11 protein-coding genes are annotated in these 11,274 nt (G+C 69.8%); 8 read left to right on the forward strand and 3 right to left on the reverse strand.

The window, feature by feature from the left end; genetic code table 11:
- Nucleotides 1-644: 644 nt before the first annotated feature.
- Nucleotides 645-2,180, reverse strand: coding sequence for a chromosomal replication initiator protein DnaA (gene dnaA / locus KW076_RS01875; RefSeq protein ID WP_224355964.1), 1,536 nt, complete (start codon nt 2,178-2,180; stop codon nt 645-647).
- A 341-nt stretch (nt 2,181-2,521) separates the two neighbouring features.
- Between dnaA and rpmH the strand changes: the two genes are divergently transcribed.
- The 8 genes from rpmH to KW076_RS01915 all read left to right on the forward strand — a co-directional run bounded on the left by rpmH (nt 2,522) and on the right by KW076_RS01915 (nt 9,774).
- A complete protein-coding gene (gene rpmH, locus KW076_RS01880; protein ID WP_224355965.1) occupies nt 2,522-2,659 on the forward strand; it encodes a 50S ribosomal protein L34 in 138 nt (45 codons plus the stop codon).
- A gap of 29 nt (nt 2,660-2,688) precedes the next feature.
- Nucleotides 2,689-3,087 carry a ribonuclease P protein component gene (gene rnpA, locus KW076_RS01885; RefSeq protein WP_224355966.1) on the forward strand — a complete coding sequence of 133 codons (399 nt, stop codon included), beginning with the start codon at nt 2,689-2,691 and terminating at the stop codon, nt 3,085-3,087.
- A 1-nt stretch (nt 3,088) separates the two neighbouring features.
- The gene (yidD, locus tag KW076_RS01890) at nt 3,089-3,454 is read left to right on the forward strand and encodes a membrane protein insertion efficiency factor YidD (protein ID WP_224355967.1); all 366 of its coding nucleotides are present in this window, start codon (nt 3,089-3,091) and stop codon (nt 3,452-3,454) included.
- Nucleotides 3,455-3,457: 3 nt separating this feature from the next.
- Nucleotides 3,458-4,453: a membrane protein insertase YidC gene (yidC, locus tag KW076_RS01895; RefSeq protein WP_224355968.1), complete on the forward strand. Its 996-nt coding sequence runs from the start codon at nt 3,458-3,460 to the stop codon at nt 4,451-4,453.
- Nucleotides 4,450-5,034, forward strand: a complete 585-nt coding sequence (locus KW076_RS01900) for a Jag family protein (protein ID WP_370643445.1) — start codon at nt 4,450-4,452, stop codon at nt 5,032-5,034. Before yidC ends, KW076_RS01900 begins: the two co-directional genes overlap by 4 nt.
- Nucleotides 5,031-5,678 (forward strand): 16S rRNA (guanine(527)-N(7))-methyltransferase RsmG, encoded by a 648-nt coding sequence (gene rsmG / locus KW076_RS01905; protein WP_224355969.1) that lies wholly within the window; start codon nt 5,031-5,033, stop codon nt 5,676-5,678. Before KW076_RS01900 ends, rsmG begins: the two co-directional genes overlap by 4 nt.
- A gap of 83 nt (nt 5,679-5,761) precedes the next feature.
- Nucleotides 5,762-6,697, forward strand: coding sequence for a ParA family protein (locus KW076_RS01910; protein WP_224355970.1), 936 nt, complete (start codon nt 5,762-5,764; stop codon nt 6,695-6,697).
- A gap of 1,883 nt (nt 6,698-8,580) precedes the next feature.
- Entirely contained in the window at nt 8,581-9,774 is a 1,194-nt protein-coding gene (locus tag KW076_RS01915; protein WP_224356756.1) for a ParB/RepB/Spo0J family partition protein, read from the forward strand.
- 74 nt (nt 9,775-9,848) lie between these two features.
- Here the strand turns inward: KW076_RS01915 and trxA are convergent, their stop codons facing one another.
- On the reverse strand, nt 9,849-10,172 hold the full coding sequence (gene trxA / locus KW076_RS01920) for a thioredoxin (RefSeq protein ID WP_224355971.1): 324 nt from the start codon (nt 10,170-10,172) through the stop codon (nt 9,849-9,851).
- A 95-nt stretch (nt 10,173-10,267) separates the two neighbouring features.
- Nucleotides 10,268-11,266 (reverse strand): thioredoxin-disulfide reductase, encoded by a 999-nt coding sequence (gene trxB / locus KW076_RS01925; protein ID WP_224355972.1) that lies wholly within the window; start codon nt 11,264-11,266, stop codon nt 10,268-10,270.
- Between the last annotated feature and the right edge of the window lie 8 nt (nt 11,267-11,274).

Genomic DNA, 11,274 nt, shown 5'->3' on the forward strand with positions numbered 1-11,274 from the left:
GAGGCGCGCGCACGTCAGCATATGCGGTCCGTGAGTCCGGTGTCAGGTCGAGGCGGGCGTCCTGTGGACGCCCGATTCCTGTGATTCGACCGGGTGTGCGGGCGTCGGGGTTGATGTTGCTTGGCGGGATGTCTTCGGAGGGATCAGAAGTGGTGGTAGCAGGTGTGGATTGTGTGGAGAACCGCCTTGAGCCCCGCCATTCCGCCGATGCCGCTGGGGGAGCCGTGTGGATTCCCGCCCGTGCGGCATGTGCATGGCCGGTGGACGACGCCGACGCCGTCACCGCGGTCTTCCACAGGCGTCGTCGGGCCGGTCCCCCGCGCTCGGCGCCTCATCCCCCGGTTGTCCACATTCTTGTCCACATCAGGGACTCCGATATGCCAGGATCCGCGGAATCATGCCGCTCAAGCCTGTGGACAACGGTGGAAATCGGTGGACAATCGAATCACACCGATGTCGTTCCTCCCCATGTGGACACCTCCCGTCCCCAGGTCTGTGGATCATCGGGGAGGGCGTCGTTCGGCGGATTCGAGTCATCCACAGGCCTGGAGATGTCCACAGTCGCCTGGGTTATCCACCGAGTTGTCCACATCGGTGGACAATGTGGACCGACCTTCGAGTGCGGGTCGAAGAATCGTGGCCGCTCAGGCCCCGCGCTGCTTGCGCTTGATCTCGTTGGTGAGCTCCGTCACCTGGTTGAAGATGGTGCGACGCTCGGCCATCAGCTCGCGGATCTTCCGGTCCGCGTGCATCACGGTGGTGTGGTCGCGTCCGCCCAACTCCTGGCCGATCTTGGGCAGGGACATCTCCGTGAGCTCGCGCAGCAGGTACATGGCGATCTGCCGCGCCGTCACCAGGGTCCGGGTGCGGGACTTGCTGGTGAGCTCGTCGATCGTCAGGTTGAAGTACTCCGCCGTGGTGTGGACGATCAGCTCCGGCGTGATCTCCTGCGTGGCGTCGTCCGTGATGAGGTCCTTGAGGACCTGCTCGGCCAGCTCGATGTCCACCGGCTGGCGGTTCAGGGAGGCGAACGCGGTGACGCGGATGAGCGCGCCCTCGAGCTCGCGGATGTTGGTGGAGATCCGCGAGGCGATGTACTCCAGCGCCTCCGGCGGCGCCACGAGCCCCTCCGCCTCCGCCTTCTTGCGGAGGATCGCGATGCGCGTCTCCAGGTCCGGCGGCTGGATGTCCGTGATCAGGCCCCACTCGAAGCGGGAGCGCAGCCGGTCCTCGAAGCCGGAGAGCTGCTTGGGCGGCAGGTCGGAGGTGATCACGACCTGCTTGTTGTTGTTGTAGAGGGTGTTGAAGGTGTGGAAGAACTCCTCGACCGTCGCCTCCTTGTCCGCGAGGAACTGGATGTCGTCGATCAGCAGGATGTCCACGTTGCGGTAGACGGCCTTGAACGAGGCGCCCTCGTCGTGGCGGATGGAGTTGATGAAGTCGTTGGTGAACTCCTCCGAGTTCACGTACCGCACCCGCAGGCCCGGGTAGAGGCGTCGGGCGTAGTGGCCGATCGCGTGCAGCAGGTGCGTCTTGCCCAGGCCGGACTCGCCGTAGATGAACAGCGGGTTGTAGGCCTTGGCCGGGGCCTCGGCCACCGCGTTCGCGGCGGCGTGCGCGAAGCGGTTGGAGGAGCCGATCACGAACGTGTCGAAGTGGTAGCGGTCGTTGAGCCGGCTGGTCTCCGAGGACGTCGACGGCGGCGCCGGGGTGGGCGCGCCCGCGGCGGGGGCCGCCGCGCGGGACGGGGCAGGCTCCTCGCGGGGCGCCGGCATCCCGGGCAGCTCCTCCGCAACGCCGCGGTGCATGCCGGCCGCGGGGGCCGGGGCGGGAGACGTCTCGGCACGGGCGGCGGCCAGGTCCGGGAGCTCCTCGGCGCGGCGGTCGTCGGCGGACGGGGTGCGCGGGGGCTGCAGGCTGGAGTCGATCGAGATGGCGAGGAGGATCTCCTCCCGGAAGACGGCGGTCAGCGCGTCTGTGAGGGCGTCCGCGACCTGGGCACCCTGGAGGGTCTCGCGCGTCGTCTCGTTGGGCACCGCCAGCAGGAGCGTGTTGCCGATCAGCCCCTGGGGCTGGGCCAGGTAGACGAAGCCCATGAGACGCGCGCTCACGCGGGGGTCGTCGTCGAGGGCCGTGACCACCTCGCGCCACCGGTCCAGCAGCTCCTGGTCCGCCGCCATGGGCACGTCCTTTCCCGGGGCAGCCGGCCGCCGGGCGGTCCGCTGCGAACTCGAACAATCGTGCTGGCGAGTCTAGCCGTTGTCCACAGGGTTGTGCACAAGGGGTGGACAACCCCTATCCTGCTGTGGACGACGCGCTCGGGGGTCCTCCGCGCGCGGTGCTCGCGCACCCGTTTGACCCCCGTGCGCGCCGACGACTACAGTTGCCTGGTCCCCCGGGCGTCGGCACCGCCGTGCCCGCCGGGGATTTCATGTCAGAGCCTCATCGGTCCTTCCCCCTGGTTGCACGTCCTCAGGTCGACGATCGCAAGGCACACCCAACACGTCGTGGAGAGATCACAGTGACCAAGCGCACTTTCCAGCCCAACAACCGCCGCCGCGCCCGCAAGCACGGCTTCCGCGCCCGCATGCGCACCCGCGCCGGCCGCGCCATCCTGTCCACCCGCCGCGGCAAGGGCCGCGCGGAGCTGTCCGCCTGATCCGCGCCGCGCAGGGCTGACGGGTCACCGTGCTGCCCCGTGACCGCCGGGTCCGCACCCCCGAGGAGTTCCGCCGCATCCGGCGGACCGGCTCGCGCGCGGGGCGGAGCACCGTCGTGGTCAGCGTGGCCGCGGACACCGACCCCGCCCGGCCCGGGGCGACGAGCCAGCCTCGTCGCCCGCGGGCCGGGTTCGTCGTATCCAAGGCCGTGGGCAACTCCGTGGTCCGCCACCGGGTCACCCGTCGACTGCGCGCCCTGCTGCGCGCCGAGCTGGACTCCCCCGCCCTGCGCGACCGCGCCCTGCTGATCCAGGTCAAGGCCCTCCCGGCCGCCGTCGACGCCGACCACGCGACCCTGCGGCGGGACGTCCACGGCGCCCTGGGCGCCGCCGTCCGCAAGCTCGACCAGGCCGACCGGAGTCGCTGAGATGCCCGCCTCCTCCCCGTACACGGTGCTCGAGCCCTCGCACGAGTGGGGCCCGCTGCGCGCGCTGCCCTCCACGCTGCTCGCCTGGCTCCTCACGGCCTACCGCGCCGTGGTCTCCCCGCTGTACGGGCCGGTGTGCCGGTTCTTCCCCAGCTGCTCGGCCTACGGGCTGGAAGCCGTCCACGTGCACGGCGCCGTCCGCGGCTCCTGGCTCACCGCGCGGCGCCTGCTGCGCTGCCACCCGTGGAACGACGGCGGCGTGGATCCCGTCCCGCCGGGGCGTCGCCGCTGGCCGCCGGGCCGCGAGCCGCGGATCTTCGCTCTGAACCACCCGCCCATCCCGCCTGACCCCTCGCAGGAGGACTGAACCATGTTCGACGCCATCCTCGCCCCGTTCCGCTGGATCATGTCCTGGCTGCTCGGCGCGTTCCACACCGTGCTGGACACGATCGGCCTGCCCGCGGACTCCGGCTGGACCTGGGCCCTGGCCATCCTGCTGCTGGTCATCCTGATCCGCACGCTGCTGATCCCGCTGTTCGTCAAGCAGATCAACGCCCAGCGCGCCATGCAGACCATGCAGCCGGAGCTGCAGAAGCTGCAGGCCAAGTACAAGGGCAAGAAGGACCAGCTCTCCCGCCAGGCCATGGCCCTGGAGCAGCAGGCCCTGATGCGGGAGCACAAGGCGAACCCGTTCGCCGCCTGCCTGCCCCTGCTCATCCAGATGCCGTTCTTCTTCGCCCTCTACCAGGTGCTCGTCGGCGCCCGCGGGGCGGCCGAGCGCGGCGAGAGCATGGACGCGCTGTCCGCGGAGACCATCCGCTCCTTCGAGTCCTCCCAGATCTTCGGCGCCCGCATGTCGGACACGCTGATGGGGTCGATCGGCCAGCCGGGCGGCGCCGCCGTCGTCGTGGTGGCGATCGTGCTCATCCTGCTGATGACCGGCTCCATGTTCTTCATGCAGAAGATGCTGATGACGAAGAACATGACCCAGACGGCCCTCGAGGGCCCGATGATGCAGACGCAGCAGATCATGCTGTACGCGATGCCCCTGATCTTCGGCATCGGCGGCATCAACTTCCCCATCGGCGTGCTCCTCTATTGGACGTACTCCAACTTCTGGGCCGTCGGCCAGCAGTGGTGGATCATCCGCCACAACCCGACCCCGGGGTCCCTCGCCGAGCAGGAGCTCAACGAGCGCCGCGCCGCCAAGGGCCTGCCGCCCGTCGGCAAGAAGGTCGCCTCCTCCGAGGCGAAGCCCGGCTCCGCGCACACCGAGGCCGCGCAGGGCGCCGTGGTGAACGGCGAGGTCCTGCGCGAGGGCGGCCAGCGCGTCCAGCCGCAGCGCAAGAACCGGAGGAAGAAGTGACCGCCGAGCACGAGGGCCCCCTGGCCGACGCCGCGGAGGACTCCCCCGCGGTCGAGGCCCCCGTGGAGGCCACGGCGCCCGACGCCGCCGTCGACGAGCAGGCCGAGGCGGTGCGCCGCCTCGAGGAGGAGGGCGACGTCGCCGCGGACTACGTCGAGGAGCTGCTGGACATCGCCGACCTGGACGGCGACATCGACATCGAGGTGCGCGACGGCCGCACCTACGTCTCCGTGGTGCCCGGGGAGGACGACGAGGACGACCGCCTGGCCGACCTCGTGGGCCCGGACGGGAAGGCGCTGGAGGCCCTGCAGGAGCTCGTGCGCCTGGCCGTGCTGACCGCCACGGGACACCGCTCGCGCCTCATCCTGGACATCGCCGGGCACCGTCGTCGTCGGGACGCCGAGCTGCGCACCCTGGCCGGCGAGGCCGTGGAGCGCGTCCGCTCCGGCGCCGGCGAGGTCCACCTGGACCCCATGGGCGCCTACGAGCGCAAGATCGTGCACGACGTGGTGGCGGAGGCCGGCCTGGCCTCCGAGTCCGAGGGCGAGGGCCCGCGCCGGCACGTGGTGATCAGCGGATGAGCGCCCCCCAGCTGACCGCGGAGCTGCGCCCGGCGGCCGAGGACCTGTTCGGGGAGGCCCTGCCCCTGGCCGAGCGCTACGTGGATCACCTGGCCACCACGGGCATCGAGTGGGGCCTGCTGGGCCCGCGTGAGGTGCCCCGTCTGTGGGGCCGGCACGTGCTCAACTGCGCCGTGGTGGCGCGTCTTCTGCCCGAGGGATCCCTGGTGGCGGACGTGGGCTCCGGCGCGGGCCTCCCCGGCCTCTGCCTGGCGCTGGCCCGGCCGGACTGCCGGTTCACGCTGATCGAGCCGCTGGAGCGGCGCGTGGCATGGCTGGAGATGGTCATCGCAGACCTCGGCCTCACCAACGTGGAGGTCGTGCGCGGTCGCTCGGAGCAGGTCGCCGACGAGATCCAGGTGGACATCGTGACCGCCCGCGCCGTGTCAGCATTGAAGACCCTGTTGCCCCTGACGATGCCGCTGCTGCGCTCCTCCGGCCACCTGCTGGCCATCAAGGGCCGCTCCGCCGCGGAGGAGATCACCGCCGCCCAGAAGCCCCTGCGCAAGTATGGTGGTGGCGACCCGGAGATCGTGACGGTGGGCGAGGGCCTGCTTCCCGAGCCGACCACCGTGGTGCGCGTGCCCGCACGCCGCGCCCGCTGAGCCCGCCCCTCCCCCGGGGCGGGCGGCCCGGCGGTCTCCCCTCGACGGAGCAGCCCGGCGCGTCCCGGGCGGGAGGAGCACCCATGGCCAAGGATCAGGACAGCCGCGGCGGGACCTGGAAGGCCCTCAAGCAGAGGTGGTCCGGCCGCGCGTCGGACAAGGCATCCCCCGAGGAGGCCGCGCGCCTGAAGGCGCGGCGCCTGCCCGTGCCGGACCGCACCCGCGTGTTCACCACGTCCAATCAGAAGGGCGGCGTGGGCAAGACGACGACGACCGTGAACCTCGCCGCCGCGCTCGCCCGTGCCGGCATGCGGGTCCTGGTGATCGACATCGACCCGCAGGGCAACGCCTCCACCGCCCTCAACGTGCCCCACGCCGGCGACGTCGCGTCCGTGTACGACGTGCTCCTGGACGAGATGGAGATCCACGAGGCCGTGCAGGACGCCCCGGACGTGGACGGCCTGCAGGTGGTGCCCGCGACGATCGACCTGGCCGGCGCCGAGATCGAGCTGGTGTCCATGGTGGCCCGCGAGCAGCGCCTCGCTCGCGCCCTGGACCGCTACATGGCGTGGCGTGCCGACCAGGGGCAGGAGCGTCTCGACTACGTGTTCATCGACTGCCCGCCGTCCCTGGGCCTGCTGACCGTCAACGCGTTCGTGGCAGCCGAGGAGGTGCTCATCCCGATCCAGGCGGAGTACTACGCCCTCGAGGGTCTCTCCCAGCTGCTCAAGAACGTGCAGATGATCCAGAAGCACCTCAACCCGAAGCTGCAGGTGAGCACCATCCTGCTGACCATGTTCGACGCCCGGATGAATCTGGCCGTCCAGGTGGCGGAGGAGGTCAAGGCGCACTTCCCGGAGCAGCTCCTGGAGACGGCCATCCCCCGCAACGTCCGCATCTCGGAGGCGCCGAGCTACCAGCAGACCGTGGTCACCTACGACCCGGCCTCCGCCGGCGCCGTGGCCTACCGCGAGGCGGCCGCTGAGATCGCCCGGAGGGGTGCCCCGCAGGCGCGTTGACCCGACGCAGGCAGACGGCCCCCTTTCCGGCGCGGGAGGGGGCCATCTGTTGTACCCCGCGGAGACGGGCAGTCTCCCCGTCCCCCATCGATCGACAACGGCAGTGCATTGATTTTGATTCTCTCTTGGGTGATCGCGGGGAATGGAGGGTTTCACGTGAAACGATCACCAGTCCTGCGTGCGGGGCTGGATGAGACGCGCTGAGGGGCGAATCCCGATGCATCTGTCGACTTCGTGAAGGGCGGGCGAGAGACTGTGCACGCGCACAGAGCCGCCCCTCGGAGTCGCCCAGGCGACAACGGGAGGAACCGTGGCACCGGTATTCCGGGCGACGAAGGAAGCGAGCTCGCTTGGCGTCCCATACCAGTATCAGCGTCGTTCCCCCCTGTACCAAGGCTGTGGGGCAAGGGGAATCCCGACCCGCCTGTGGAGAACCCCATGCCTCACGGGCAGATGAAGGCGAGGCGGGCGTGTTGATATGTGGATGGATCCTGTGGATAGAGTGACCTTCGGAGTCAGTTGACCGTCGGAGACCAGCAGCGTATGCCCGGATTCCGCCCCCGGGACATGCTGTGGTCTCTGCTGTGAGTCACATGTTCGCTGCGCCCTCACAGGAGAATCGAGGAACCTGTGATGCGAGTGGGTCGGCGTGGATTCGGCTGCTCCGCCGGCCGCTCGTTCGACGGACGCCTCAAATGAGTGACCTCGTGACCTTCCAACGCCCACACCTGCTCTTGGGGTCTCGAAACCCTCTCCCGCTGCACGACACGTGGTTGTCGTCGGTGGAGGCGACGGCGTGGAGGCAGCTTGTTGCCGGCATCGGAATGTTCACCGACGACGAGGGACTCCCAGAGGTGTTTCACGTGAAACCAACCAGCGTTCAGCGAGTGGCCAGACACTCGATCGCAGCGGTTCTCTATGCGACCGTCGCTTGACGTGAACCACCACCACTCTCAGCGAAGACGCACGTGGTCGATCCATCTGCGGTCACGTGAGCTGCTCGTCTTGGGAGGTGCGGTCCGATCGATCACCCAATCCCACCCCCGCCGGCTCATATCGGCGCTGTCGCCTCACGTTCAGTCAATGCCGGTGCGGCAGGTGCCGGCCCGCGCCCCCTCGGCGTCATGCCATGTTTCACGTGAAACGCACCACCTGAACCACCCCTCTACTGAGTATCGGGCGGAGCGGGGAGGGTAGAGGGTGTCACCCAGCCGTCCAAAGTCGTCGGCAGAGTCAGCGGATGGAACGGTCCCTATCCAGCGCCGTTGCGTGGAAAGCGGGATCGACGGGTGGAGCCCAACCCCACCCACGGCCTGGGTGATCCACCTGTATACCGCCCCGTTTCACGTGAAACAGGACCCTCCTGACGCGCTGGCCACCATGGGGTGTGTACCCCGGCAGGACGCCACAGCGACAACAATGCTCTCCGGTGACACGTTTCAGCAGAGGCGTTCAGTGACGTGACGGACCATGACGCAGTCCGCCCACACGCATGTCATTGAGAAGCATGTTCCCATGAGCCTGCCAGCGGTGAGCGTCACTCATTGCCCATGCGGATGCCCTCCTAGAGAGCAGTCACCACCGGCCCTCGAGGCATCCCCGGCCAACCCGCCTCGGCGCGGGCGTTTCACGTGAAACGACCCCCGGGCCACCGGGTACCGCCTAGAATGAGGGCACACCCGACCGCAGGAGGATCCATGAGCACCCGCAGGGGAGGCCTGGGCCGAGGGCTCGGAGCCCTCATTCAGAACACCGCCGAGATCGAGCAGCCGCCGACGAGGGAGGACTCCAGCCCCTCGGCGGCGTCCTCGAACAAGACCACAGCCGCCCCCGCGAAGCGGTCCACGCGCACGGCCAGGACCGCTGAGTCATCTCAGAACGGCCTGCCGGCATCGGACGGTGCCACCCAGCAAGACCACAGCTCCGACCGTGCGGAGAAGACCGCTTCTTCCGGGACCGGGTCACAGAAGACAAGTCGGTCCACTGGATCAAAGGGTGCCAAGACCCCCGAACCCACCGCGACACGGTCAGCGCAGGAGGAGGTCCCCCGCCCGGCGGACATCTTCTTCGGCGGTGGCGAGGGCACGTCGGACGAGCCCCCCGAGAGCGGCCGGCACCGCCCCACACGGTCCGCGCGCCCGTCGATGCCCACGGTCAAGGCTCCCTCCAAGCCCGCCCCGAAGTCCGAGACGGAGCAGGCAGCACCCGTCCGGAAGGACGAGCCCGAGGGCACGGTCTCTGCGGACATCGCCGTGCTGCGCGAGCTCCCCGTCGGAGACATCCACCCGAACCCGCGTCAGCCGCGCGAGGTCTTCGACGAGGACCACATGGCCGAACTCGTCGCGTCCATCACCGAAGTCGGCGTCCTGCAGCCGATCGTCGTGCGCGAGGTGGAGGGCGCCGCCACGCCCTACGAGCTGATCATGGGCGAGCGCCGCTGGCGCGCCACCCAGCGTGCCGGCCTCGCGACCATCCCCGCAATCGTCCGGCAGACCCCGGACCAGGACCTGCTGCGGGACGCGCTCCTCGAGAACCTCCACCGTTCTCAGTTGAATCCGCTGGAAGAGGCCGCCGCGTACCAGCAGCTCATGGAGGACTTCTCCTGCACCCAGGAGGAGCTCTCCCAACGGATCGGCCGGTCCCGCCCGCAGATCTCCAACACCCTCCGCCTCCTGAAGCTTCCCCCGCTGGTGCAGCGTCGGGTGGCGGCCGGCGCCCTGACGGCCGGCCACGCCCGCGCCCTCCTGGGCCTGACCGACCCCGCGGAGATGGAGCGGCTGGCCCAGCGGATCGTGTCCGAGGGCCTGTCCGTCCGCGCGACGGAGGACGCCGTGGCCCAGTTGCAGGGGGCCGTGCGCCCCGCCCCGAAGTCCACACGATCCCGCGAGGAGAGCACCCGGCACGAGCGGCTGGACTACTTCGCCACCGCCCTCACCTCCCGGCTCGACACCCAGGTGAAGATCACGCTCGGCGCCCGCAAGGGCAAGATCGCGATCGACTTCGCCTCCGTGGAGGACCTGAACCGCATCATGGACCTCATCCAGGGCGGCGGGGACTCGACCCCCGTGAAGGGCTGACGCGCCGGCGCAGACGCGACGAGGCCCCGTCACCGCATCGGTGACGGGGCCCCGTCGTCTATGGGGGAGTGGCCTCAGCCGAGCAGCGCAGCGAACTCCTTCTCCAGCTGGGCCTTGGGCTTGGCGCCCACCGACTCGGCGACCTTCTCGCCGCCCTGGAAGCCCAGGACCAGCGGGATGGAGGTCACGCCGTACCTAGCGGCGGAGGCCGGGTTCTCGTCCACGTTCAGCTTGGCGACGAGGACCTCGCCCTCGTGCTCGGCGGCCAGCTCGTCGAGCACCGGGCCCAGCATGCGGCACGGGCCGCACCACTCGGCCCAGAAGTCCACGAGGACGGGCAGCTCGGAGTCCAGGACCTTGGCCTGGAAGTCGGCGTCGGTGACGTTGATGGTGCTCATGGTGTTGCTCCTTGTCAGACGGGGTTCGAAGCGGTCATGTCAGTGTCGTTCGGCGTGTTGCCGCTGACACATGTCAGGGGTGTCGGGAAGGACGCTCAGGCGACGGAGTCGGAGTCCGGCGCCGCGGGGGCAGCCTCGGCCACGTCCGCGACCGTGGCCAGGTAGTGCTCCACGTCCTGGGCGGCCACGCAGCCGGAGCCGGCGGCGGTGATGGCCTGGCGGTACGTGTGGTCCGTGACGTCGCCCGCGGCGAACACGCCCGGCACCGAGGTGCGCGACGACGGGTGGTCGATGCGGATGGTGCCGTGCTCGGTGAGCTCCAGCTGGCCCTTCACCAGGTCGGTGCGCGGATCGTGGCCGATCGCCACGAACAGGCCGGTGACCTCGAGGGAGGACTCCTCGCCTGTCACGGTGTCCCGCAGGGTCAGGGTGCTGAGCTTGTCGTCGCCCTGGACCTCGGCCACCTCGGTGTTCCAGTGGAACTCGATCTTCGGCTCCTCGAGGGCACGCTGCGCCATGATCTTCGAGGCGCGCAACTCGCCCCGGCGGACGAGCACGTGGACCTTGGAGGCGAACTTCGTGAGGAACAGGGCCTCTTCCATGGCGGAGTCCCCGCCGCCGGCGACGGCGATCTCCTGCTCGCGGAAGAAGAAGCCGTCGCACGTGGCGCACCAGCTCACGCCGTGGCCGGACAGGCGCTTCTCGCCCTCCACGCCCAGCTCGCGGTAGGCGGAGCCGGTGGTCATGATCACCGCGTGGGCGCGGATCTGCGAGCCGTCGCCCAGGGTGAGCACCTTGGGGTCCGAGGTGAGGTCGGCCTGGACGACGTCGTCGTAGACGACCTCGGTGTCGAACCGGCGCGCCTGAGCCTCCAGGTTCGCCATCAGCTCCGGGCCCTGGATGCCCTCGGGGAAGCCGGGGAAGTTCTCCACCTCGGTGGTGTTCATCAGCTCGCCGCCGGCGGTCACGGACCCGGCCAGCAGCACGGGGGACAGGTTGGCCCGGGCCGTGTAGATGGCCGCAGTGTACCCGGCGGGGCCGGAGCCGATGATGGCGACGTTGCGGACCTGCTGGTCCTGCTCTGCGGTGGTCACGGGGACTC

The organism is Micrococcus porci (genome assembly GCF_020097155.1).
GTDB classification, from domain to species: Bacteria; Actinomycetota; Actinomycetes; order Actinomycetales; family Micrococcaceae; genus Micrococcus; species Micrococcus porci.